12 protein-coding genes and 1 pseudogene are annotated in these 26097 nt (G+C 60.0%); 8 read left to right on the top strand and 5 right to left on the bottom strand.

The features are described from left to right. Positions 1–3: 3 nt before the first annotated feature. Positions 4–2880: an SNF2-related protein gene (locus QFZ33_RS06845; protein ID WP_307026009.1), complete on the bottom strand. Its 2877-nt coding sequence runs from the start codon at positions 2878–2880 to the stop codon at positions 4–6. Positions 2881–3163: 283 nt separating this feature from the next. Between QFZ33_RS06845 and QFZ33_RS06840 the strand changes: the two genes are divergently transcribed. From QFZ33_RS06840 to QFZ33_RS06820, 5 genes are all read left to right on the top strand, one after another. Then, positions 3164–4372, top strand: coding sequence for a DUF6361 family protein (locus QFZ33_RS06840; protein ID WP_307026007.1), 1209 nt, complete (start codon positions 3164–3166; stop codon positions 4370–4372). Further along, positions 4365–6245, top strand: a complete 1881-nt coding sequence (locus QFZ33_RS06835; protein WP_307026005.1) for a phospholipase D family protein — start codon at positions 4365–4367, stop codon at positions 6243–6245. The genes QFZ33_RS06840 and QFZ33_RS06835 overlap by 8 nt, the downstream gene beginning before the upstream one ends. Next, positions 6235–9393: a helicase C-terminal domain-containing protein gene (locus QFZ33_RS06830; protein ID WP_307026003.1), complete on the top strand. Its 3159-nt coding sequence runs from the start codon at positions 6235–6237 to the stop codon at positions 9391–9393. The genes QFZ33_RS06835 and QFZ33_RS06830 overlap by 11 nt, the downstream gene beginning before the upstream one ends. Before the next feature lie 269 nt (positions 9394–9662). Then, on the top strand, positions 9663–12872 hold the full coding sequence (locus tag QFZ33_RS06825) for a DEAD/DEAH box helicase (RefSeq protein WP_307026001.1): 3210 nt from the start codon (positions 9663–9665) through the stop codon (positions 12870–12872). A gap of 2 nt (positions 12873–12874) precedes the next feature. Then, positions 12875–14806: an AAA family ATPase gene (locus QFZ33_RS06820; protein WP_307025999.1), complete on the top strand. Its 1932-nt coding sequence runs from the start codon at positions 12875–12877 to the stop codon at positions 14804–14806. 171 nt (positions 14807–14977) lie between these two features. Here QFZ33_RS06820 and QFZ33_RS06815 read toward each other — a convergent pair whose 3' ends face one another. Next, entirely contained in the window at positions 14978–16570 is a 1593-nt protein-coding gene (locus QFZ33_RS06815) for a HEPN domain-containing protein (protein ID WP_307025996.1), read from the bottom strand. Positions 16571–16810: 240 nt separating this feature from the next. Here QFZ33_RS06815 and QFZ33_RS06810 point away from each other — a divergent pair, with 240 nt between their 5' ends. Next, a complete protein-coding gene (locus QFZ33_RS06810) occupies positions 16811–17080 on the top strand; it encodes a hypothetical protein (protein WP_307025995.1) in 270 nt (89 codons plus the stop codon). A 4-nt stretch (positions 17081–17084) separates the two neighbouring features. Next, on the top strand, positions 17085–18104 hold the full coding sequence (locus QFZ33_RS06805; protein WP_307025993.1) for an ISL3 family transposase: 1020 nt from the start codon (positions 17085–17087) through the stop codon (positions 18102–18104). A 222-nt stretch (positions 18105–18326) separates the two neighbouring features. Here QFZ33_RS06805 and QFZ33_RS06795 read toward each other — a convergent pair. Beyond that, a pseudogene (locus QFZ33_RS06795) lies at positions 18327–21406 on the bottom strand (DUF3427 domain-containing protein). 152 nt (positions 21407–21558) lie between these two features. On the opposite strand from QFZ33_RS06795, the gene QFZ33_RS06790 reads away from it, so the two are divergent. Further along, positions 21559–22392, top strand: a complete 834-nt coding sequence (locus QFZ33_RS06790; RefSeq protein WP_307025990.1) for a hypothetical protein — start codon at positions 21559–21561, stop codon at positions 22390–22392. A gap of 333 nt (positions 22393–22725) precedes the next feature. Here the strand turns inward: QFZ33_RS06790 and QFZ33_RS06785 are convergent, their stop codons facing one another. Further along, on the bottom strand, positions 22726–23913 hold the full coding sequence (locus QFZ33_RS06785; RefSeq protein ID WP_307025989.1) for an McrC family protein: 1188 nt from the start codon (positions 23911–23913) through the stop codon (positions 22726–22728). A gap of 3 nt (positions 23914–23916) precedes the next feature. Continuing rightward, positions 23917–26088 carry an AAA family ATPase gene (locus QFZ33_RS06780; RefSeq protein ID WP_307025988.1) on the bottom strand — a complete coding sequence of 724 codons (2172 nt, stop codon included), beginning with the start codon at positions 26086–26088 and terminating at the stop codon, positions 23917–23919. Positions 26089–26097 lie beyond the last annotated feature (9 nt).

Here is a 26097-nt window from a genome sequence, read left to right as displayed (position 1 = left end):
ATCTCAGGCGAGCGTCCAACGGATGGCAAACAGCTCTTCGACCATCACCTTGGCCGCGAGTTTAGCCTCCACCTCGGACAATAATTCATCCCTGCGGGCGTCGATCCTGTCCTGCTCCTCGTATAGTTCCCTGCGCTTCTGGTTCCGCTTGCGCTCCAACTCCTGCTTTTTCCGCTGAGCAAGAAGCTTCTCCTGGATACCCATGCCGGCGGACTGGCGGGCTTCCCGGCCGGCTTCCTTGAGCGTCTTCTCGATGTCTTTCAGCTCAAGTTCCAGCCCCTGCCGGAGGTCATCCGCCCAACGGTCCAGCTTTTCCGATTCCTCGGAGAGCAACACGTCCAGCCGTTCACGCTGCGCCGTTTCGAAGGCTTTGACGTCGCCGTTGACCTGCTTGGCCAGGACGGAGCGGACCTCACCGGGCGCCAACGCCTTGCCAAGCTCGGCGGCCTGCAAACTGAACATCCTGGCCAGCTGCTCGCCGTCGAGCACTTCGCCGCCATCGGTGACACCGGTCAGGATCAGCTCGAGTACGCTGTCTGCCGATTCAACGGTGACCAGTTGGGCCGCCATGAGCCCTGACTCTCCTCGAAGCGGCTCCAGCGCACCCACAGTGCTGCCGTGGGACGAATAGTCGAAGACCACCTCGGACTCGGGCAGCTGCCGGGCCGCCGCCCTTGCGCTCAGCAACTCCGCGAGCGGTGAGAGGTGATGGTAGAAGGTCGCCCTGAGCTCATCGGCTCTTGCCCAGTCCATGACATAGCGCCCTGGGTGTTCGTCGCCATCCAGTTCGAACAGCAATTGGTCCCGTTCGAACACCGCAGCTGCTCCGGCCGCCTGCTGCAGTTCGTGCTGCGTCAGAAACCAGAGCGCCGCCTGCTGGAGTCCGAGCGATCGTTTGCTCTCGCCAAGCTGTACGTCCAGTCGCTCGATTACCTCGTCATCAAAGTCCTCTAACAGCGTGGCCTTCGTGGAATCCATCTTGGATTCAATCTCCGTCTCAAGTTCACTGCGGAGCTTGTCGAACTGCTCCTCGATTTCCTGCGCCGTGCGGCAGGTCTGGTAAACCGCACCGATCCGCTTCTCGAGGTCGAAACCCGATGCCAGCGCTCCCAGCACCTCATCGCTGGCGCCGAAGACCCCGCTGAACAGCTTGAATTTTTCATCCAGGAGTTCGAAGACGCGCTTATCCGCCTCGTTGGACGTGTTCAGGAAGTTCACCACGACGACATCGTGCTTCTGACCATAGCGGTGGCAACGTCCAATACGCTGTTCGATGCGCTGGGGATTCCACGGCAGATCGAAGTTGACCACGAGGGAACAGAACTGGAGGTTAAGGCCTTCTGCCGCCGCTTCTGTCGCCACTAGGATCGGGTAATCGTCCCGAAAAGCGTCCACGATCGCGGACTTTGTGTCCGATACCCGGTTGGCCACGGCCAGCCCGGCTTCCAGCCGCTTAGCCCGCCAGTCGCTGTAGACCGTCTGGACCTGCGCCTCGATGTTCTGCCCGTTGATGGTGATGACTTTGCCCGCGTAGCCGGTTGCTTCGAGGAGCTCCACCAGATGATGCTGGGTCCGGCGCGACTCTGTGAAAATGACCGCCTTCTCCTGGGCTCCCCGTTCCTGGGCCATGGCAAGGGCCTTGGGCAGGATCTCGATCAACGACTTCGCCTTCGCGTCGAGCTGGATCGAATGCGCCAGGTCGGCAAACTGCCGCAGCTGGGATGCTTCCGACCGCCGGCCGGCGAAGTCCCCCGCAAGCTCTGAATCGACAAACTCGACCCCGCGGGATTCCTCCAGCTCGCCGTCGTAATCCTCATCGATCTCCAGCTCCTCAGCCAGGTCCTCCGCCTCGGAGTGGCGAGTCCCGCCGTCGGACTTTTCCCCGGAAAGGTGGCGCACCTGGCCCTCCAGCTTGGCTGCCATATTCTCCAAAGTCGCTGCGATTGCCACCGACGAGGACGCCAGGATCTTGCGCAGAATCAGTGTCATCAGGGTACGCTGCGCCTTAGGCAGCGCATAGGAGTCCTCCTGCTGCAGATACTCAGACACGAGGTCATAGAGCGCCTGCTCGTCATCGCTGGGCGTGAAGTCCTGGGTGATGGGGATACGGCTGGTGAACTTCACATACTCCCGAACCTGGCGACGCAGGGTCCTTTTAACCAGGGGCTGCAGGCGCGCCTTCAACTCCAGCATGGTGGGTGCATCCGTGGCAGCACTGGAATAGGCGCTGCGGAATGTCTTCTGGTCACCGAAGACGTGTTCATCGATGATCTGGACGAGACCGTAAAGTTCCATCAGCGAGTTCTGTAGGGGCGTGGCCGTCAGCAGCAGTTTGGGGGCGTGGCGGGTTGCCCTCGCGAGCGCCTTGGCCCGCTGGTTCTGGGACTTCCAAACGTTCCGCAGCTGGTGTGCCTCGTCGAAGACGACGCGGTCCCAGGCGACCATCTGGACGTCACCCTGATGACGAGCCGCAAAGTGGTAGGAGCAAATCAAAACCGACCGGTCGTCGTCGAACGGATTTCCCTTGCCCCCATAGGAGTCAGCGTCAAGTACACGGGCGGGTAGTCCGAACTTTTCGGAAAGTTCCGATGCCCACTGGCGGCGAAGCGTTGCGGGGGCAATGATTAGCAGGCGCCGTTTGCGCCGGGCCCATAGCTGCAGCAGCACTAGCCCTGCCTCGATGGTCTTGCCAAGGCCTACTTCGTCGGCCAGGACGACGCCGTTGCTCAGTGGCGAGCGCAGCGCGAAGGACGCCGCTTCCACCTGATGGGGGTTGAGGTCCACCCGCGCCGATGACACGGCAGCCATGATGTCGCTGCTAGTTGATGTTTGTGCCTTGAGCAGGTTCGCCCAATATTTGGCATGGTAGTCCGTGGTCACGCGCGCCCCCTGAGATGCATATATACCTGTCAATTGTGCACGGATGGGAGCTGAATCCGTTGCCTCACGGGGTACCGGCTGCTGATCAGGCTGCCAAAGCGAGGGATCGTTGGCCCCGACAACCACCTGGCGGTCACCAAAACAAAGAATCTGCGCAGTATTGCCGCATCATGATTTGTCGCGGGACCGAGGTGACATATGGTGCTTTCGGGGGATTTTTCGTAGCTGCGAAGTGCCACCACAGCAATTGTTCGGCACCTGCGCAGAAGCGAGTCCTCAACCAATGCCTTCCCTCATCTCATGGCTCGACGCTTCCACCGAAGAAAACTCGAAGATGCGCGAGCTCGTCAAGCTTTTCGGCACTCCGGAAACCACCGATGACCTTGGCATGGGCCAGCTCCGGGACGCGATCAGCAACAGCCTGTTCCCGGGCACGTCAGTCCTGCACATGGGTGCCCGATACATGCTTTTGGTCCCCTGGGCCTATCTCAATGCGCACGACGTCACCAAAAAACCGGACGAGCTGCGGAAACGGGCCGAGGAATCCGAGCGGAAGCTAATTGACCGATTCCGGGAACGCAAAGTGGAGAGCTTTATCGGCCGCGACGCCGGCAGAAACGTGCAGCAGCTTCCATCGGCCGCCTACTGGTCGGCCCTTCGCCGCTACGGGATCGTCCGTCCGGAAACAGACCGCTCCGCCGTTGCACTGCTCATGTGCGCTGACACCCCTGCCCCTGAAGAGGACGAAGGCCGCTACTCCGTCTGGAACGAGACTCTTCCAAAGCCACCAGCTGGCTTCCCCCAGACAGACGAACATGGGCTGACGCTTTCCCACGATGAAGCCCGCTGGCTCCAGGAGCGGATCCTCACCACCTGCACGGGCACAATGCTGGCTCACGTCGTTGGCTCCGCGACCAGTCCCGAACCACGGTCGTGGGCACCTTGGGTTGACCCTGCGTGCCGCAGTGCGGAGGGCGAACCGGCGCAGTGGCTCAAAGATGCTGAAGCATTCTCTTTCATTCAGAACGGCGCCACCATCCTCTATCAGCACCTTGTTGCGGAGCTGTCATGGAAGACTTTCTCCAATGAGGCCGACACGATGGAGCCGACACGGCATCTCCTGGAATCCTGGGAGGAACGCCGCGAGAGCAAGCGGGACCTTCTCGCCACGTGGGACATAGACGATTACCTCAGCCGCGCCAAGGCCCTCAACAGGGGAATCAATAGCAACACTGCCGATTTCGCGAGGGCAATGCTCACGGCCGCCGTCAGCCTCAGGAAGCTGACCGACAACGCGGACTTCCGCGCCGCCGTCGAAACCCGGGAGAAGCTGATGAAGAAGGCGAACTCACGCTTCCGCAACGAACGCCGGCTCCGAGCATGGCAACCCCCGACCCAAGTTGCGTCGCTGACCTTCCGCTGGACCCAAGTCCGCCGAAACGTACTGGATATCCACGCCGGGCTGGCACGGGAAGGACAGGCAAATGCTTAATCCAGCAAACAGGCAGGCACTCACCCAACAACTGCGCCCGCCGGCCGGATTCCGGCTCGCCCATGCCGTGGGCACCACCTTCACTCTGGACCTGACCAGCGCGCTGTCGGTACCGCTGAGCTTCGTCGCCGGTTCCGGAGAAGAATTCACCAACCCGGTGGCGGTCCTCAGCGCATTGCGCAAGGTCTCCGACCGCGTGGACATCTTCTGCCAGGCAGGCCACATCAAGGCACCGTCGGACGCCTCGGACCTGCTCGCGCTGCTGGAGCCGATGGTCCATCAGGTCAGCGTCAAGCGCGGGCTGTTCCACCCCAAGGTCTGGCTCCTTGAATTCGAGAACGACACCGAGCGCCGCTACCGCTTCCTGTGCAGCAGCCGTAACCTCACCACTGACGCCAGCTGGGACCTCCTCGTCCGGCTGGACGGCGAACCCGTGCAGGATACCGAAGACGCCGGCCCGGACAGCGGACCCCTGGCGCGGTTTATCGCTGGGCTCCCGGACCTCTGCACCGTAAAGCCCGACGCCGAGAGGCTGGCCAGGGTGCGCGGCCTCGCCTCGCGACTGGCGGACGTCCGCTGGGAGCTGCCCGAGGACATCCACCGCCTTGCGTTCCGGCCGATGGGCATGGGCGACGAATTTGCACAAGGCTCGATCGTGGCTCACCTCCGCGATCCGGAGAAGTTCATGGCGCTCAACAACAAGACCGGGGACGACGCCTTTCTGGGCTACGACAAGCTGGTCATTTCGCCCTTCCTGGATGACAAGCTGATCGGCCGGCTGCAGGATCCTTGGGCAAAGAACCTTTACATTTACTCCCGCGGTGACCAGCTGGACCTCCTCGACGAGAAGACCGTGGCCGACACCCGTACGTCCTTCAAGGCCTTTGACGAGCTCGGCATCCCCGAGTCGGCGGACTCCGGTTTGAGTGAGACGGACGAATCTGGCCTCCAGCGCGTTGCCGACGACCTGACCGGCCTGCATGCCAAGGCCTACTTCTGCGACTACGACCACTTCACCTACGCCCTCCTGGGATCCGCCAACGCCACGGAAGCAGGATTCACCAAGAACGTGGAGTTCCTGCTGGAAATGCGGGGCGCCAAGAAGCGCCTCGGGGTGCAGCGCATTAGGGAGAGCCTCAAGGACGTGCCCTTCGCGGTCTATGACGGCACCGGCGGCCAAGACCGAACCAAAGAGGATGAGGCTGCCTTCCGGCTGGAGAACGCCCTGCGGGACGCTGCAGCACAGCGGTTCCTCCTCGACGCCGTCCCAGATGACGGAGTCAAGAACACGTTCACGGTGACCATCTCGCATGACTGGTCACCGAAGCCCGAGTTCACCGCGAAGCTGCGACTCCTCTCGCTCCCCCAGCCGAGCGCCGTCGTCGAACGTTCCGGCGGTCAGCACGAGCATTCCTTCCATGCCATACTGCTCGCAGATGTGACCCCATATCTGGTGCTGACGCTGGAGGACCCGGAAGCCGGGCTGTCCAAGAGCACTGTGATCCAGGGCAGTCTGCGCACCGACCCTGCGGGCCGGCTGGACGAGATCATCGCCCGTCAGCTGGACGACCCGCAGAAGCTCCGTCAGTTCCTCCTGTTGTTCCTCACCCCGGAAGATGCGCTGCCGGGGTCCGGAACCGGCACCGGCTGGTTCGCCGGGTCCGGGTTCGGAGACGGGTCCGCCGCAGGACTGTTTGAAGCTATGGTGGGCGCCATGGCCGGGCCGGACGCCCGCTCGGTCTTCCCGGACCTGAAGGTAGTGATGGACCGGCTGCTCGCCCTTCGCGGCGATGATCCGGAGATTCAGCAGCTCCACGCGCTGTGGACGGCAGCCACCGAGGCACTAGACATGGGGGAACTTCATGGGGTTTGACGCAACGCCTGCGCTGGACGGCCTACGCGGCTTTCAGCGCCGGACCGTGGAACACGTCTTCAAACGCCTGTATCTGGATGACCAGCCGGCCGACCGCTTCCTCGTCGCCGACGAGACCGGACTGGGCAAGAGCATGGTGGCCCGCGGCGTCATTGCGAAAGCGATTGAGCGACTCGACCGGCGGGACTCCGGCGTGGACAGAATCGACGTGGTCTACGTCTGCTCCAATGCCGACCTGGCCAAGCAGAACCTCGGCCGGCTGAACGTCACCGGACAGAAGGACATCATCGAGTCCGGACGCCTGACACTGCTGCCCACCGAGCTGGCGAAGCTCAACGCTTCCCCGGCAGAGGGGACGCTGAAGCGCGTCAACTTCATATCGCTCACACCGGGAACGTCGTTCAATGTCAGCAAAGCTCCTGGCCAGGCCAGAGAGCGAGCCGTGCTATTTCGGATCCTTGAACAGCTCGGAGCCATAAAGTCCGAACGTCGGGATCACGCCGTCGAGCTCTTACGGTCGGGCGCTGGCGTTCCCGGGTTCAGTTGGGAAGTCAAACGGCTCACCGAACTGCATCCCGAAGGGTTCGTCACCTCGGTGTGTGACAAATTCAGACAGCTCGCCAGGAAGAGCGGAAATCTTTCTGCCTTCGAAACTGCGATGAGCGACGCGTTGACCGACGGGACTGACGATGTCCGGCCACGCATGAGCGCCATCATCGGCGGGCTCCGGGGAGACCTCGCGCAGGCAGGGCTGGATTGCCTGGAACCTGATCTGATCATCCTGGACGAGTTCCAGCGCTTCCGCGACCTGCTCTACTCCCCCGGCACAGCGCCCGACGACGAGGATCCGGCGGCAGAGCTCGCCCGGCAGTTCCTGAACTACAAGGGCGCCAAGCTCATCCTGCTTTCGGCTACGCCGTACAAGGCGCACACGGGAGCAAACGAAGCCGACGGCGACGACCACGCCGCAGACTTCCGGCAGCTGCTGCGTTTCCTCAGCAGCGAGCGTCCCGGGTACATGGAAGGTCTCGAAGCTGATCTGGGCGGCCGCCGGACCCAGCTGCTGAAACAGGTTCCCGACGACGGGCTGACGCGCCGCATCGAGGGCCGCCTGAAGCTGTTCATGAGCCGGACGGAGCGGCCCCAGCTCGGCAAGGACGACATGTTGTCCGTGATCGAGATGGCACCCACGGATGTCCGGGCCGGGGACCTCACCAGCTACATATCCCTGTCCGCCCTGTTCCGAGCCACGCGCACCGGCAACCCTATGGAGTATTGGAAATCCGTGCCGATGTTCGCGCACTTCCTTACCGACTACAAGGTCGGCAGGATGCTGGATGGCCGGATCCACTGTGACCGCGAGTCCGTTGGCCCGGTACTGCCGGCCCTGGCCACGATCGATCCCGTCGCCTATCGCCGCTATGGCGCCGTGGAGACCGACAACGCCAAGTTCAGGGCGGTGCGCGACCACACTGTCGGCCAGGGCTGGTGGAAGCTGCTGTGGATGCCGCCGGCGCTCCCCTACGTTGAGCCTGCCGGAGCTTTTGCCGAAATGGGGCCTGATGTTACCAAGCAGCTGGTCTTCTCGGCGTGGAACGCTGCCCCGACGGCGATCACTACAATGCTCTCCTACGAGGCCGAGCGGCAGATTCTGGAAGGGTCGCCGCTGCACGGTGAAAACACGGCAGAGGCGCGTAAGAAGTTCCGTGGAAGGCTGCGGTATCGCGTCCGTGATGGGGAGCCGTTGGCCATGTCAACGCTCGCTCTTTTCGTTCCTCATGCTGCGCTGGCGCTCGAAGGAGATCCGCTGGTGGCTGCCTCTATGAGGGGGTGCGCCGCGCCGGGAGCGTCCGTGCGGGAGTCCGCTGCCTCGGCGGGCAAGTCGATGGTGAGTGGCGCCGTCGTCGATGATGCCAGCCGACTCGGAACTTGGGCTTCCTACTTCTCGGTGCCCGGGACGTTGCCGTCCGAGTGGAGGAACGATGCCCGGCTTGCAGCAAAGGAGCTGCGAGGGGTGGACGAGTACATTCAGCAGCTCGGCAAAGCGTCCGGCTCGGACGATGCCGCACCGGAGGAAGGTGCAAGCTCCGAAGCGGGGCTCTACCTCACCCACGTGGACAGGATGTTGGGCGCAGCAACCGGTAGTCCGACTGGATGGGAGGACGGCGTCGAGGACTTGGCCGTCAATTCCCCGGCGAACTGCGTATACCGCGCCTTCAACCGCATCATTCCCGAAGACTTCGACGGTGCCGAGCTGTGGAAGGCCGCACTTTTTGCCACAGCAGGATTGCGAACGCTGTTCAATCGCCTCGACGCCACTGAGCTTCTGGACAAGCTTTATCCCGAGGGCGACTACTGGCAGAAGGTCCTTCGTTACTGCGAGGCCGGAAACCTCCAGGCAGTGCTGGACGAGTACGTTTTTCAGCTCCGCAGCCAGCAGGCACCAGGAGTCATCACCACGGAGCAGCTGTGGGCATTGGCAGACGACATGCGGCGGTCGCTGTCCCTCAAGCCCGCGCAGATGCTGGCCAAGTATCCGGACGACTCCCACGAGGATCTCCGGATGGGTGTCCGCTTCGCCGTCCGGTACAGCAACGCCAAAACGGACGACGGCGACAGCAACCGCATGCCGGATGTCCGTCGAGCCTTTAACAGCCCCTTCTGGCCGTTCGTTTTGGCCTCGACGTCCGTGGGGCAGGAAGGCATCGACTTCCACTGGTGGGCGCACTCCGTCATCCATTGGAATGTTCCTGGCAACCCCGTGGACTTTGAGCAGCGGGAGGGCCGCGTGCACAGGTATCTGGGGCATGCCGTGCGGAAGAATGTAGCTGAAGCCCACGGTGCTGCCGTGCTGAAGCCTGACGTGAGCGATCCATGGGAGACACTGTTCGCGGTTGCCGCCTCTGAGATCGCTGCACGGCCGGAAGACCCTAGTACCGAGTTTGCCCCGCACTGGATTCACCCGGGAGCGCACAAGATTGAGCGACGCCTGTTGGATCACACGCTGAGCCGCGATGTGCCCAGGACCAAGCACATGCTTGCTGGTCTGGCGAAGTACCGGCTCACTTTGGGGCAAGCTCGGCAGGACGACCTGTTGGGACTGATCAAGGATGGGGCCGAGATCAGGCCGCTGAACCTGCGGCCATAGGACGTAATAAACCGGCCGCCATGGCGTCCCTCGCACTCGTTTAGGCTTCAAGTTTCCGATGTGACTGGGCACTCATCTAGGATTCAGCTAACGGATTGTCAGACCTCTGAGTCAAAGTTGTCTCAGGACGTCTTTTGCTACAACTGGGGGAAGTTATCAGCCAGGACATGTGCGGTTATCATCCGCAGATTTCGGACCTTGTCCAGCTTGGTGTTACTTGGGGTCGTGTACTTCAAGTGGGCGAGTCGCCACAGGACCTGACCCTTGACGTGGACACGCGAGTGCTGACCCGACCGGACGAGGATCCGCAGCTCCCGCCGGGAATTTACTGGGCGAGGATTGACGGAGTCACGGACGCCCTCGTTCTACATGGCAGCAACGACTTGAGCGCGCTACCTTGTCCTGCGGAGCAAACTACGCTGGCTGAAGCATCGGAGGATGATCTTGGTCCTGCCGGGCTGACCTGGCTTGAGCACTGGTGGCCGCAAGGTCAATACGTTCCGTCTCCGTCCTTCTCTCTTAAGGACTTGGCGGTAGCCCGCTCGACGGGGCGGGATGCCACAATCATGAAGCGCCGGCTGGACCGCACCGTCTGGACGTACTACGTGCGGACGGATGGCAAACACCAGTGGGTGTCGGAAAGTGACCTTGAGCCAGTTCCAGACCTCGTTGGTGAAGCAGATTGGATATCGAGCGAGCCCTCATCTGCGTCGAGTTTTTCCGCCATGCTCACCCGCGCCAAACTGAACCGGGGAGTTACGGACGCTTTGTTCTCCTATGGAGTGTCCAAGACGAATATATTGCCGTATCAGTTCAAGCCCGTGCTCAAATACCTCGATTCCGCCACGGAACGGATGCTGATCGCCGACGAAGTTGGCTTGGGTAAAACGATTGAGGCCGGACTTCTCTGGACCGAGATGGCTGCAAGAGGCCAGGCGGACCGGGTCATGGTTGTGTGTCCATCAGTTCTCGTCGAAAAGTGGCGGGCAGAAATGCAAGCCCGCTTTGGCTTTGAGTTGCAGAGGTGCACTTCCGCGGATCTTTCCAACATCGTTGAAAGGTTACGAAACGGAACACTACCCAGCCGCTTTGCGTATGTAGTCTCGCTTCAGACGTTCCGCAGCTTTAAAGACCTTGACGAGCTGGACGGTCTGAATTTTGGTCTCGATTTGTGTATCGTCGACGAAGCCCACCAAATGCGGAATTCGATAACGTCGAGCCACAAGCTCGGACTATTGCTTCGCGATGTGTCGGCATCGATGATCTTACTCAGCGCCACCCCTCTGAACCTGGGTAATTCTGATCTCCTTTCCCTCATGCAGCTGCTGATGCCAGGTGAGGTAGAGACGGTTCAGGATCTTGAGGCCAGGCTTGACCATCATGAACCGCTTCAAATGCTTCGTCGGAGCGCAACCGATCCTTCAGTGACAAATGTGCAGCGTCGCCTGTGGCTGGGTCGAATCGCCAGCTCCAGCATGGGTGCGGCGCTGCGCCAACGCGCTGCATTCAGCAAGCTTGAGGAGCTTCTCGAGACCGACAATTTCAGCACCGATCAGGTACCGGCACTCCGTGAAGCCTGCTCTCAGCTCCATGGGCTCTCAGCAGTCATCACGCGCACAAAGAAGTCTGAGGTTAGAGAGTCGACGACAGTCCGTCATGCCACGAATGCACCGGTCCTTTGGACGGACGAGGAGCGAGATTTCTATGAGTTGTATTACGAGTGGCTTCGTCAAGTCTCCATCCAACGTCAGCTACCCACAGGATTTGCACTCCAGATGCCTCTCAGGCTCGCCGGAAGCTGCTTGCCGGAGGCAGCACGGAGTGTTCTTCGCCGCGGGCTTGATGAATCAGACGGCGACGACACTGGCATCGCAGTTAAGAAAACCTCGATCCTGCAGCAGGAAACTCCGCCACTTGAAGTTATCGAGCTGGCACGCAGAGTGGGTTCCAGAGACTCCAAGTTTGATGCGCTCATCGAGGCTCTGAATTCCGAAGAGATGAGAGGCCGCCAAGCCCTCCTCTTCACATTTTCACGGGATACGCTGGCCTATCTCCGGAAGCGTCTGTCTCCCTTGATGAGGATTGCGGAACTTCATGGTGGTGTCTCCGTCGAAGACAGGGAGACGCTTATGCGTCAGTTCCGCGCTGGAAAATTCGACTTAGTGATCGCCACGCGGGTAGCAAGCGAAGGTCTGGACTTCGAGTTCTGCTCACTCGTGATCAACTACGATCTCCCCTGGAATCCAATGGAAGTCGAACAGCGCATCGGGCGTATCGACCGAATCGGGCAATCCTCGGAAAAAGTTCTGATCCTGAACTTCTCCACACCAGAAACTATCGAAACGAGGATTCTCGAGCGCCTCTATGAACGACTCGGCGTATTCGAGCATTCAATTGGAGAACTTGAGCCGATCTTGGCTGAAAGCTTCGACGAGATCCAGGACATCGTATTGGACTTCACGTTGAGTGCGAGCGAACAGCAAGCCAAACTCAACAAGGCCCTTGCCGCCGTGGAGCAGAACCAGTCCGACTCGCGTGAACTGGACTCGGCCGCATCAAAGCTTCAAGCCGAAGAACAATTCGGCATAGAGGCTGTTGAGAAGCGGGTGGCTCGAGGCCGGTACCTCGGCCAGAATGAGTTAGCCACCATGGTTGCCGATTGGGCTCGGATTAGAGGCGGCAAGGCAGACATCAATCGCGACGCTGCGGAGCTAAGAGTATCCCTTAGTGACGAGATGCTGCACCGCATGGTCACCTGGCGTCGGGACAATGGGCAGACTTCCTCTGAGATCACGCGCGTGGAGAGTGCAGCGCGAGCCAAGCGCCCCATCGTTTTGTCCCTTAACCCCGAGACCGCTCGGCGCGAAGGCGGGGCACTGCTGAACGGTCACCACCCCCTGGTTCAGATGGCCGCCAAAGACTACGAAGACCACCACATGGCGCGATTTTCCATGCTCCAGGCTGATGCTACCGACGATTGCCCTCCTGGCATTTATCTAGTCGCATTTGCCGCAGCAGAATGGCGCGGACTACGGCCGACGAGTGAGCTATGGACTGCAGCGATCAACCTCGATACGGGTGAACAAATGGACGATTCAGTTGGCGCCCTGTTGTTCTCCGCGTTAGCCAAAGGAAGCCTTCGCTCGGGAGCAAAGCAGCTGCACCCGGAGGCAGACATCCTGGCCACAGCAGCAATGGAAACCCTAAGGCAACGACGTCATGAAGCTGAAACCGCACGCCAGAAGGAAAACGAGGCCTTAGTGCTCGAACGGGAAATGCGGGCAAAACAAGTGTTCAAAAATCACAAGCTGTCTGTCCTAAATCGGATGAGCCAGGCCCCGAGCATGAGGAATGCATTTCAAGGCCAACTGACCCGCGGCGAAAACCGCTTCAACGATCAAATGGCACGCATCAGCACAAGCCGTCAGACGAGCCTTCCCTTGCAGGAACTGGCCATCGCCCAGTTTGAGGTGGTATGACCATGGACAAGAAGTCACAGGTACTCGCTTACGAAAATGCGGTTAACAGCCGGTATCTGAAGAGCGCCGAGTCAAAGGTGGAGTACCGCGTCGCGGGCGGCTCGAAGTCCAGGCGCGAGGTAGCGCCACTGTCGGGACGCGTATCCGTTGAGGGCGAAATCAAGGGCACCATCGAGGATTACTACATTGGCCCCCGCCACATGGAAACTGATGGCCTCTTCGTCATCAGCTGGGCGGCACCCGCGGCCGCGATGTTCTTTGAGCGCAATAAACGCTGGAACAACCAAAAGATCAGGGCTCGGCGTCGCTTCTCCAAGCGTGTCGAGCGTCTGACTGATTATGCGGACGACTGGGTGGTGCGCCCTGACGGTGACCCGTTCAAAGTCGCGCAGAGCCGGCCGAAGCAAGCACCACCATCTGCGCCGCCCGGCGGCAGTTCTTGGCTGTCAAAGGCACGCACGGGCAAGACGTCGAATCCCAAGCCTGCTCCAGCACCTGTGATACCTGATTTGCCCGCCCGTGCGCCTTCTGTGGGCAGTGATCTCTTCTCAGATCTCAGCACCGCCGCAGACTTGGCGCCCTCCACGACTGAGGATCTGCTACGGGCCACTCTGGCGGCACCAAGAACAGGTGGCCTTGAAGCGGTTCTCTCCACGCTTCAGCCCGAGCAATACAGCCTGGTCACGGCGGAACCGATTGGTTCCCTGATCGTTCAGGGGCACGCTGGCACGGGAAAGACGATTATCGCCACCCATCGTGCAGCCTGGCTCGTCGATGCTGCCAGGGGCACTGCACTCCAGGAGGTGCTACTCGTTGGACCGACGGAAGCATGGGAGGAACACATTTCTTTGGCCGTGGCCGATCTCCACACGGGAGATGGAAGGGTCACGATCTCTTCGATTCAACGCGTTCTCATGAATATTCTGGAACTGGATCGGGCTGAACCAGCCACCGCCCAAGCTGTAGATTCCGTTGCGCTTCCAAAGGGTGCAGCCCTCACAATTGCGGACCTGGTTGCCGAATATAAGTCGACTTCACGTCGTGGCCGTAGCATTCGCGCGGCCTACGACACGGTACTGGCACTCGAGACCAACAGGGCTCCCGCGCGATCGCGGGAATTCTATGCCTGGCGTGAAGCCCTGCCGCGAACCTTCGAAACCGCCCGATCCAGGCCAGCACTTTGGCCCTTCCTTGCGTATATCAAGGTGCTGGTCGACCCGCCCCGCAAGAACTCCCACATCATCGTCGATGAGGCCCAGGATCTCTCACCGCTTGAATGGCAGGTCCTGATTCATTTGAACGCGGGCGCGTGGACACTCGTAGGGGACATGAACCAGCGACACTCTCCGAGGACGTTCAAAAAGTGGAAGGATCTGTACAAGGACCTTCCCAGTTCCCGATGGGTGGAGCACGTGATCAACAGCGGGTTCCGCACGACGAAATCAATTTCTGATTTCGCTGCATCCCTGTTGCCTATCACTCAGCGTCGTCGTGGTGCCTCGCCGCTCGGTGAAGGCAAGCCGCCCGCCGTGATCAGCGTTGCAGAACGCAGGCGGACAATGGAGTCCCTGACAGTTGAAGAGTGCCTTCGGCTCGCGATCACCTATGACGAGGGAACGGTGGCCGTCATCACGCCTCATCTGGATGACGTGGCTTCTGCGGCTCGGCTGTCCGGATGGAAACCAGACGGTCGGCATGCGTTTGTAAACGCCGAGGGCCGACGTTTTCACTTACTCGCCCCGGAAGAAGCCCGTGGGCTTGAGTTTGATGCAGTCGTTGTCATGGAACCCGCCGCATTCCGAGCGAGTTCAGGCACCAACGGCAGGCTCTACACCTCGCTGACCCGGGCAAACTTGGAACTCGTAGTTGTGCACGACAAGCCGCTCCCTGCTGCCTTGGCCCGCGCGGCCAAGAAGTTGCCGGTCATACGATAGATAGCACGAAGGTGCAACCGTGCGGTTTCTGTCTGCTACATGGCTGCTCTGAGCTAATTTGTGTTATTGACGTAAGGTCGCCGACGACATCACCGGAGTCATCCTCGCCAGCGCACCGTCGTACCGGAACGTGTGGTCCTGACCGCCTCCAGCCTCAGCGGAGACCTCAATCTAGGCGCCGAGTAGAACGAGATTGCTGCGGACAGCGGAATCATTGACACTTCTAAGTGACTCCGTTCCGAGAACAAGCCGCCAGGCTTGAATGGCAATGTGGACGGCATCATCTCTAAGCAGCGCCGCCTCTTCTGTGGTGAGCTGAACGTTTCCTCCGTGGACAAGCTTGCTCCGCTTGTCATACATGGCCTTGGTCTTCTTGTAGAGGCTAGTTCGAGACTCAGCGTTTGCAGGGTGAAGGAGCCGCGCTATGGAGCCACACACCCTTAGCCCAGTTTCCCCCGCAGCGCCAAACAAGTTTTCCCATGTGATGACGGCGTCTATAAATCCGTCGTGAGGACTGTATCGTTCACTCACTGCCGCCAAAAGACGGTCCCGTCCGGTTCGTAGCCCCTTGGGCATCAGGCCAAGAAGAGCGTCCCATTCCTGGATAGATTTCTCATCATTTGTTGTCAAGGGACGTGACTGGAATTGGGCAAGCGGCCACGCCAGAGGGCTGTTGGTGTATGAGTGCCCTGACGCTAGGGGATTCACCACTGTTAAGAACGATTGACCCACTGCCAGCACCTCACGATCCTTGGAGGCCAGCAGGACGGCCATGCGCGCTCTGCTGATGCCTTCGTGTAGGTCCTCAGTGAACTTCTTGGCGGATGCCCTTTGGTCTTCCGTCAGTATTGGCCACGATTCCTCGTCGTAGCGCTTGAGCAAAGACAGCTCGGTGGGCATCTCGAAGACTACCGTCTCGCTGCCCGCAACGAGGGCGGAGTCCATCTTCGTCTTGCCACGAAATCGACCCTGTGACAGCCGGAGTTGGACATCGTCCTGTGCCAGGGCCGCACTGTAGCAGCCAGCAAGTACAGGTACCTGGGCTGGTTCACCCCCAGCTAGCGCACGCGCAGTTGTCAGGGTGCTGCGCACAGAACCAACATATGCTTCCAAACCCGACTTCCCATGCTCAAGAGCGCCATTGGACTTATTCAAAATAGTTATCGGTATTTGTATCAACTGCAAAGTCTGAACACTGCCGTCGCTCCAAAGAAACTGACTCCTCAGCTGCCAGTCGCGGCCACTCCCGGGAGCTGGTGCTTCACCGAAGTCGGCTTGAGGAAAGAGCTTCATGAGCGGCTCACCACTCTGGAAAATGGCTTCCTCGGCTTCTGCCCTTGCCGGGTGATTCCACACGACACTGGGAAGTCCTGCTGAGGCACCCTGAGCACTTCCAATCAAGAAAGCTGGGTATGCATCAAGGGCGAGCTCAATTAGTAGCTGTTCTAATGGGTCGGTGGAATTCATTTCCGGCCGCCTTCCACCGCAGGCGAAGTGGAGCGCGGTCGCGAGACTGTCCCTAAGCTTCGGGATATAGGCGCAGAACTTTCGAGCAAGGTCATCCATTCTGCGGTGTGGATCCCACTCGTTTAAGTCGGAGTCCGCAAGAGCGGCGAGAATGGTCCGGGCTGCCGTCATCTGCTCAGCAGACAAAGCTTCAGCCTTTGGCACGGACTCGGAAGCGAGCATGTAGCTGACTAGGTTGTCGCCTAGATACGACGCCGCTTGTTCCCAAGCGGAGGCGTTCACAGCATTTTCTTCCATTATTATCCATCAGCTTTCTGTCCGAGGACGGACACGTATTCAAACATGAACCGACACGTTTACACATGAAGATGACACCATCCATCCGCGCCACGATGATGAGAACAAGTCGGCTCAAAATGGAAATGCGGCTCTTCGTGGTTGGTGGGGAATTGATTCCGTGTCGTAGCTGAAAAAGGGGCCCGTGGCCCTGCTGGGATGAGTGTGTCTAGCATTCAACCAGGAACAGGACCACGAGCCTTGACTGAGCCTACCGGGGTCGCAGCCGACGCTGCCACCATCCTCTTTAACCTGCCCGACTACCGAGTCATCTCCACCACCGTGGTTGCCGATGGCCAGCGCCAGGTCATTATCGAAAGTGAGCAGCCACCAGGCTGCCCGAGCTGCGGCGTGGTGGCGTCACGCCGGAAAGAACGCCGCTTCCAGCGGATCCGCGATATCCCTGTCGCCGGGTGCCCTGGAGGTGCTCTGGTCCAAATACCGCTGGTATTGCGGGGAACCGGCCTGTGACAGGTTGTCGTTCTTTGAATCGACGCCGCAGGTCCCTCGCCGTGCCCGCTCCACCGGCCGGCTCCGGGACCAACTCGTTGACGCGGTCATCCGTTCGGGCCGGGCGGTGTCCGAGACAGCTGCCGGCTTCGCCGTGTCCTGGTGGATGGTCCGGGCGGCACTGAATGAAGCGTGCCTGCTGAAGCTGCCAGACGTGGATGCGCTCAACCCGCGGATGCTGGGCATCGATGAACACCGGTTCCGATCCGTGCGCTACTTCCATGATCCGGAGTCAAAGACGTGGACGCGGTTCGAGCCATGGATGACAACCATTGTGGACCTCGATACCGGCCAGGTCCTTGGCGTGGTTGACGGCCGGGACCATCAGGGTGTCGGGGACTGGCTCTTCGCCCGGCCCCTGCACTGGCGGCTGGCTGTGCAGGTCGTGGCCATCGATCCGTCTGCTGCGTTCCGGAAAGCGCTGCGGATGTGGCTTCCGCGCACCGCGGTCGCAGTTGATCACTTCCATCTGATCTCGCTGGCCAACCAGGCGATGACCGAGACCCGGCAGAACCTCTCCCAGCAGGTCAAGGGCCGCCGAGGTAGGGCTATCGACAAGGCGTGGGCGCACCGCATGCTGCTCCTGCGCGGCGGCGACACGCTCAGCTGCAGGGCGGCCATTCGGCTGGACGAAGTGTTCGCCGTCGACGATCCGACCGGGACCCTCCAAGCCGTTTGGAAGGTCAAGGAACAGCTCAGGGCCCTGCTGCGCACCGGCTCTTTGGAGGATGCCGCAGTAGCGAAAACAAAGCTCAAGGAGCTGGTGAAGGCGGCGGACCGGCCGGAGACAAACAGGCTCTATCGCACCGTCTGCCGGTGGTGGAAAGAGATCGAGGTGCTGATCATTACCGGCGCCACGACAGGCAAGGTCGAGGCCAACAACACCGCCATTAAGAACATCAAGCGCACCGCCCGCGGCTACCGCAACCCAGCCAACTACAGATCGGTTATTCTCTTGAGAAGTGCCGTCCGGACGGCGGCATGACACTCATCTCGGGGGATTCATTTCCCCACGAACCGTGAAGAGCCGGAAATGCAGCGGACGTGGGGCCAGCCATTACTTACAGAACTACCCGGCTGCGCTCACTTCTGATGACTGGGGGGTCTCCTGATTGCGAGAGGGGCGAGTTGGTAGCCCAAGCTCCGGGTGTCGTGCAAAGCTCAATGGGCGGCAATTTTTACCGAACAAGCGTCGCCTTTTGCTATCTCACTGTGCCAACGCTGCTGCTGAAGAATAAACATCCCCCGGCATCGGCCGCTGCAGCTTCCAAGTGATGGCGATCGGCTTCTCTCCCCGAATGCTGAACATAGTCCACTCCACCCAAACACGTGTACGGAACGGTCAGCCCGGTCTCGTCCTCGGCGGTGTCGCGGGTGAAAAGCAGGATGTGCGACTCGTGTTGCAACCTGTCCAGATACCGCCTACCCGTCGGGCTCTTGGGCGAGGTTGCATTTTGTGACTCCCAGTGGAATAGCTCGGGGCTGATGGCATAGTCCTTGTACATCGTGGAGGGGGAATGGTTTTTGTCGTCCTTGTTCAGGGTCACGAAGAACGCATCCGTGGCCGTTGCCGGGCACCAGGCCACACCTTCGCGGTGCTGCACGTTTTTGCCCAGCTCCAGCGAACCGTACTGAAGTGCGGCTAGTACCTCCTCCCGCCGGTATGTGGCGTGGGTGAGCAGCGGGATGTGTTGCAAGCCAGCGCCCAGGCTCTTCGCGGCGTGCTTGGATTTTGCCACTCCGAGTTTCACCAGCTGGCGGATCTCGCTGCAGACAAACTCGTACCCGCGCACATAGTCCAGGCCGGCGTCGTATGTCTGAAAACCGCCGCCCTCGTCCCACAAGGTGTAAAACAGCATCCGGGCGAAGGTCTGCTCGCGTGGACCGAGCTCCGCGTAGCGGGGTGCGTCGGGGCTGACCAGCATGGAGTAAGCATCCGCGCGCTCTGGGTCGTCGACGTGAATCAGCCGCACCATGCGCGCAAGCAGCCTTTTCTCGGCGTCGTCCGATAGGTCATGGATTTTTCCGCGGAGAACTGCCTCGAGCGGCGAGAAGCCTTCGATCAGGCCGGCCTGGCGGAGGTAGCCGGTCCAGGAGTCCTTCGTGGAACGGTAGATGGACTTCAGCTCGCTGCCGGACTGCTCCAGGTACGCTTCCAGCTCGGTTTCCCCGTACGAGGCGATGTCCCGCACCAGCTGGGCTCGGTTGACCTTCAGTTGCGCCTTGATGTTGTCCAGCACCACGTTCTGCGCCACCCGGTCCAGCACGATCTGCGAGCCGGACGGAAGGAAAGGAAAATTCGTCCTCCACTGCTTTCTCCAGCTCCTTGCGGCCATAGCCGGTCAGGGCGCGGTACCTCAGGTCAAAACGGAACTCCCGGCGCTGCTGGCCGATGAAGTCCAGAACCGTGAGTACGGACTTGTCCGCAGCCCTGCGCAGCCCCCGGCCCAGCTGCTGGAGGAAGATCGTGGCGCTTTGGGTGGGCCGGAGCAGCAGGATGGTGTCCACCTCGGGCAGATCCAGCCCCTCGTTGAACAGATCGACGGCGAAGATGCAGTTGATCTCGCGGGACCGCAGCCGTTGCAGTGCGAGGGCGCGTTCGGCGTCGTCCGTCTGGCCCGAAACAGCAACGGACGCCATCCCGGCCCGGTTGAAGACCTCAGCCATGTAGACGGCGTGCTGCACGGAGACGCAGAAGCCGATGGCCCGCATGTCGGCTGTGCTGGTGACCTTGTCCCGGAGCTCCCGGATCACCTTGCCGGCGCGGGCCTCGTTGCCGGTGTAGAGGGCGTCGAGTTGGCCGACGTCATAACTGCCGCGCTTCCACTCCAGACGGCTGAGGTCGACGTCGTCTGAAACCCCGAAGTAATGGAACGGCACCAGGAGATCCGCGTCCAGCGCGTCCCAGAGGCGCAGCTCGCTGGCCCGGCGGCCGTCAAAGAACTGCTTGGCGACGTCGACGCCGTCACCGCGTTCGGGGGTGGCGGTCAGGCCGAGGAGCTCCTGGGGGCGCAGGTGGTCGATGATCATGCGATAGGTGGTTGCTTCGGCGTGGTGGAACTCGTCGATGACAACGACGTCGAAGTCGTCCGGCGCGATCTTGTCCAGTCCGAGTGAGGCCAGGGACTGGACGCTGGCAAAGACGTGCTGCCAGTCCTTCGGTTTGTGTTCCCCGACGAACAATTCGCCGAAGGAGCCTTTCTGCAGTACCCGTCGGTAAGTCTGCAGCGATTGTTTCAGGATTTCCTGCCGATGGGCAACGAACAGCAGTTTGAGGTCCCGGCCGGCGGCTTCACTAAGCCGCTTGTAGTCCAGGGCCGCGATGACCGTCTTGCCCGTGCCCGTGGCAGCGACGAGCAAGTTGCTGTGATGGCCTTTTGCGCGCTCCGCCTCGAGATCTTCAAGCATCTCAATTTGGTGGAGGAAGGGCTGGACTTCCAGGCCGGTGTTTGTCTCCGGCGCGCCGGTGGTCCTGCCACCATTGCGGGCCAGGGCCGCGTCCAACTTGTCCCCGTCCGTTTCCGGGTCGTAGGGCTGGAAGGTCCGCTGCTCCCAGTAGCTGTCGAACGTAACCTCGAATTTCTGCAGGAGCGCGGGCGTGGCTACCGAGCTGAGCCGGACGTTCCATTCCAGTCCGTCGAGGAGGGCCGCGCTGCTCAAGTTCGAACTGCCCACGTAGGCGGTGTGGAAGCCTGAGTTGCGGCGGAACAGCCACGCCTTCGCATGAAGCCGGGTGGAGTGGGTTTCGTAGCTGATCTTGACCTCGGCCCCGTACCCGTTGACGAGTTCGTCGATGGCCCGGCGTTCCGTAGCGCCCATGTAAGTGGTGGTAATGACGCGGAGTCTCACACCGCGGTCTCTGAGCTGCTCGAGTGCCGGCTCGAGGAGTCTGATGCCGGTCCAGCGGACAAAGGCGCAGAGGAGGTCGACTGTGTCCGCTGACTCGATTTCTGCGCGCAGTTCTGCGGCCAGGTTGGGGTCCTCGTTGCTGTTGGTCAGGAGCGCGGAGTCGCTGAGTCTTGTTGTGGGGCGTCGGAGTTGGCGGCGCTTGAGTGTATCCGGGCGGTGGAGGGAGTGGAGCACCGTGGGACCGTCTGCGATGCGGTCATTCTGCTGCAACGCTTCGAGCAACCGGTTGGCCAGGGCAACTCTGTCCGCAGGGCGTGCCTCAGCGAGAGCGTCGCGAACGGCGGCGGCGACATGACGGGAGAGGATATCAGGAGTGTCTTCGTCTCCTACTGATTCGAAACGCGGTTCCAACAGGGGAAGCTTTGACAGTGTCGTCATAAGTGCGTCGGTCTTTATCAGTTCATAGAGACCTTCAGGCAATTCCTCAATCGCCGCTCCCCCATCAGAAATATTCACTTCGCCAGGCTATTGGGTGGAGCAGATGAAAACCAATAACTCGTCCTGTCCGCGGCGTCATTTAGCATGGGCCAATGACCATCTCAGTGGGGGAACTCTTCGAAAAGTCCGAATTGCTGCCAGCTGGTGTCGTGCAGTGGGGCGAGCAGGCTGAACTAGATCTTCCCGGTGTCTACATAGTGGCGTCCACCCCGGACTTCAGCGACCGAGTAGGCCGCATCGGCACTTATCGGCCTGACACCAGTGCATTCGACACGCTTAGATCCCGTTGCCCCTCGGTGACCGTGGATGGCGCACCGGCAACGAACGAGAAGCTCGCCGAACGAATCGGAGCCTTTTGGATTCCTGAATCTGCCGTCCTTTACATCGGTCTTGCCGGCACTTCTGTGCGGAAGCGGGTCAACCAGTACTACAGCACTCCTATTGGTAACCGCTCCCCCCATGCCGGTGGATGGTGGCTGAAGACCCTTGCCGATCTTGAGGCACTGTACGTGCACTATGCGGCCGCAGAGTCACCGAAATCGGCGGAAGCTCGACTCCTTAATTCCTTCGCAGCTGCCATTCCACCTCCCGTGCGCCGTGCCCTTCACGATCCTGAGAGAATCGCACCCTTTGCAAACATCGAGGTGCAGGCGGGAATGCGGAAGCGGCACGGCATGGCCGGTTATAAGAAAGAGCGTGCGAACGCAGCGACTCCGCCGATACCTGCCGCCGGCGCCGCGTTCTCAGCTGCGCCTGACAGTAACCGTGCTCCTGCAAGGCCGGCGTCCGCAGGCACGGCTGGTTCCGGTAGGGGGACTCGAACTGAATCTCAGATCATCACCGACAAAGACCGTGCCATTCTAACCTACGTATCCCTGCCCGATCGAAGTTTGCGCTGCCGCGTGCAGATGGATATCTCGAGGTGAGCTATCAAGACCGGATTTTTAAGGCACGCTGGCGAGTGAACGGGTCCCGTTCTGGAACCATCGGACTGGGAAGGACAATCATGAGTTCAATTGAGGCGCCGAATAACACCATTTGGATGCGCGTTGATGGAATCAGAGTCTTTATCGAGGATTGAGGCAGCCATCATTGATCCGGTGACATACCATCGCCCCCGTCGTCGTCAGGAAGGGGAGAGTGAAGGCAGATCTCATCTGAAAATTCATCTGGGACGGGGCCTGCACCGGCTGCGACTTTCGTCCAGATAGGTGACCCTGACCGGTCACGGTCATACCTGAACCTGGGGGCAGGCACAATCACTCGGCTTTGATGTTGGAGTGTTTCACAACCTTCGCGGCCAGGCGTCCGATTTGGCCCAGTAGCTCGAGCGGTTGTGCTTCCAGATCCAATGAATGAGTGAAAATACGAACGTCCGTCCCATGTATCTCATAAATCGTCTCGTCGCATTCACCCTTGGCGTAGACAAGGTGGCCCGCCTGCATCTTGAACCTCGTGCAATATGCGAGCATCTGATAGAGGTCTGCATTAGGAAAGCGACCGTTCTTCTCAGCCTTGTATTTCGCATCGAGAACAGCCAGAACGTCTTGGTCGCGTCGCCACACGATGTCAGGCCGGAGTGGCACCACTCCGCCAACGTCCAAATGTTTTCCTCGGTACTGCAGATCCACACTTCCACCGTGGGACGCCATAGCTTCACGGAGTGCTACGGATACGAAGTCCTCGAAAACCTCCCACATGTCGAAGAGGAATGAACTGGCAGTAACGGTCCCAACTTGCTGTTCCAGAGAGCCACCCTTGAGAATGATCTCCGCCAACAGGACGGCGGGAGCGTAGTGGGCGTTGAGCCGGGTAGACCGGATGGGTGGAAAAACCGTAGGCCAGGCCAGACCCACTCCTTCGAACTTCAGTTCCAGCTTGCGCAAGGACTGTCTGTCAGTTTCGGCCAGTCGGGGGACGGTGAGCAGCTTGCGTGTTGCTGCCAGCAGCATGCGGTTCTCCGCGATGTCGACGGTGTAGTCGTCGTATGTCACCTCCGCCGGCAATGGGAGTCCAGCTCGGCGCCCAATCTGTGCTGGAATGTTAAGTTTGCCTCGGACCATGGGTTCAGACTCATGCACCGTCTTGTAGTCCTGAAGAAGGCCTTGGACGGTGGCCTGCTTGACCTGGCGGATGAAGGAGCCCACGATGCTGCTGACTAGGTGCTCATCTGCTGAGAGTGACACATCGTCATTTCGCCAGTAATTCGGCGAACGCGAGTAGCCCATGAGGAAGAACAAACGTGGGATCGGAAGCTTGGGCTTGATGTATAGCTCGTGCTCACCAACGGCGACCACGCCAACTTTTGACACGGAAGACACTGACCACAGTCCTTCACCTTGTGGCAAAGCAGTAGCAATTCCCAGACTATTTAGGGCCCAACCAAGGCTGTCCGGTAATGCCAAAGTCAGGGTGGCTGCGGCTTCACGGATTTCGAACGCCGGCACTATCTATTCGCTCCCAGTGGCTGCGGGACCGTGACCGTCCAAGTCCTCGAGCGAAACTGGATTGCGCTCCGCGAGCTCCGTCCTCAATGTGTCCAGACGGTACTGCTTTAGTACATCCTTCCCTTCGCCGTAGTGGTGCTCTTCCAGGAGCGGCAGGATTTCCGACTCCCAAATCCTCGTGAGGACATCCTGCGTGATCCCTCCAACCTTGGGCATGAGATATGACGGCCCGATGCTGAATGATGGATCAATAATCTTCCTGTTGAGCTGTCGAAGGAGCAGTGCGGGTTCCGAACCGAGATCATTGCTCTTGTGCGCAAGAAGCCATCCGTGGAGCACCTCGGATACAGGACTTTGCGCTGGATGCAGTTCGCGGAAGGCGAAGCGACGGCGCATGGCCGCGTCCATCAGAGCGATGGACCGGTCAGACGTGTTCATGGTTCCGATGATGAAGAGGTTGTCTGGCAGCTCGAACGTTTCCTCGCTGTACTGAAGGCTGATCTTCCGGTGCCGGTATTCGAGCAGGAAGTAGAGCTCTCCGAAGATCTTCGCAAGATTGCCCCGGTTGATTTCGTCGATGACCAGTACGAAGTTTCGGTGCTTGGCTTTGTTCGCTTTGTCTACAATCCGCCGCAACGGTCCATCTTTGAGTTCGTAGCTCAGGGCCCCGTTGACAGTAATGGGCCGGTACCCCTGGAAAAAGTCTTCATAGGAATAACTCGGGTGGAACTGCACAAGCTCTGCCTCGTCACGGGCAACGTGTTCGGCCAAGGCCAGGGCAATAAACGTCTTACCCGTCCCCGGCGGACCGAAGAAGATCAATTGCCGCTTGTTCTCGAGGAGGTCCAACGACTCCTGCAACCACTTTTCCTCGATGTAGACCCGACCACTCAGAGCCGCGTCTGCAACAGGAAAGGGTTCGCGTTCGAGCTCTGGAGTCATCTGTTCGCCGTTCGTCGGCGTGACGTCGTTCACGGGTTCCGGTTGTGGGGTAGGACGAGTAACACCCTTTTTCCAAAGGGGTTTGTGCTGTTCATCGTAGAAGTCCACGGGAGCCATGGTCTCCTGTTGCATTCGGAGACCGATGTTGAATAAGTCGCGGTCCACGTCCCCAGTCGAATCAGCATCGCTGCTGATGAAAGCGTTTCGGACCAAGCCCTTGTCCTCGTCAGAAAAGATATCGGTGAAGGTTTCCGGATGGACCATGTACAACAGTGCGTTTCTCTGGGTAGGGAAGCTGCGTCCCTTGACGCTGAAGACGAAAGACTTCCAAGCCCACGGGTCCGATAAGACTTCCTGCTGCACCTCAATCGAGGACTGCAGGTAGTTCTCTACGACGGAGAGCACAAGGACCATCGCCTGAAATGTGTTGCTGTTCATCGCCTGGCCGGGGTGGACGACCCCGTTCTTTAGTCCTTTGAGGACCTCGTCTGGAATTACTGCTGGCTCGTCCATGGTCTGGAGAATTGCCGAGATTCGTTCATTTTTCTTGCCGAAGCCGATTGCACCCTCAAAAATGGGCAGAACCTGCCACGTCACAAGCTCGGCCATCAAGAGTCGCGCTTCATCAGAGGCCTCTGCCAGCTGCATCCTTATCTTTTCGACAAAGGTGCCGCCTCCTGCGTCCGGAGCTTCGATAAATCTGGTCCTTAGTTCGGTGATCGCAGCAACGGTCCAAACATCACGGTCCGGATCAAATACTGAAGACCCTTCCCGGAGGCCCCTCTCCACGAAAAGACCCGTCGTGGCGCGGAAAACATCCTCTTTCGCGTTCCGTGAGACGAGTACCGTTCGGAGTTGCTCTGCGCGGTTAGCTTTTCGCCGTGCGGTCTGGGCAGCTGAAAGCTTTGCCATCTGGCCGAAAAGTTCATCAGCGCTTGGGTAGAGGTCTAGAACCTTCAGGCCCTCCGGCGTTATTCGCCAGATTCCGTCCGTCTTCGTTATCCAGCCTGCCACTACCAGGCCGATGGAGTCGAAAGACAAGTTTGCGTTCCCGCGCACGAGACCGCTTGCATTGGTGGTGGCTTCAGCCGGGCTCAGAGGCACGCGATCAACGGCGAGTTGAAACACACCATCCGGATCCTTCGAGTTGCGGACGCCCTCCGAGTGTTCCGACAGGATCTCCAGAACCGCCCTGATGCGTTTGCGGCGGTTTGGTCCAGTGCTTTCAGTCATATCGGGATT

This window comes from Arthrobacter globiformis, from assembly GCF_030815865.1.
GTDB lineage: Bacteria > Actinomycetota > Actinomycetes > Actinomycetales > Micrococcaceae > Arthrobacter > Arthrobacter globiformis_B.
This window is presented reverse-complemented; position numbering and strand designations above follow the sequence as displayed.

Bases quoted from the DNA above. Each gene is read 5' to 3' on its own strand.
- QFZ33_RS06840 (WP_307026007.1), top strand. From the start codon at position 3,164: ATGCCTTCCCTCATCTCATGGCTCGACGCTTCCACCGAAGAAAACTCG.
- QFZ33_RS06835 (WP_307026005.1), top strand. From the start codon at position 4,365: ATGCTTAATCCAGCAAACAGGCAGGCACTCACCCAACAACTGCGCCCG.
- QFZ33_RS06830 (WP_307026003.1), top strand. From the start codon at position 6,235: ATGGGGTTTGACGCAACGCCTGCGCTGGACGGCCTACGCGGCTTTCAG.
- QFZ33_RS06820 (WP_307025999.1), top strand. From the start codon at position 12,875: ATGGACAAGAAGTCACAGGTACTCGCTTACGAAAATGCGGTTAACAGC.
- QFZ33_RS06815 (WP_307025996.1), bottom strand. From the start codon at position 16,570: ATGGAAGAAAATGCTGTGAACGCCTCCGCTTGGGAACAAGCGGCGTCG.
- QFZ33_RS06790 (WP_307025990.1), top strand. From the start codon at position 21,559: ATGACCATCTCAGTGGGGGAACTCTTCGAAAAGTCCGAATTGCTGCCA.
- QFZ33_RS06780 (WP_307025988.1), bottom strand. From the start codon at position 26,088: ATGACTGAAAGCACTGGACCAAACCGCCGCAAACGCATCAGGGCGGTT.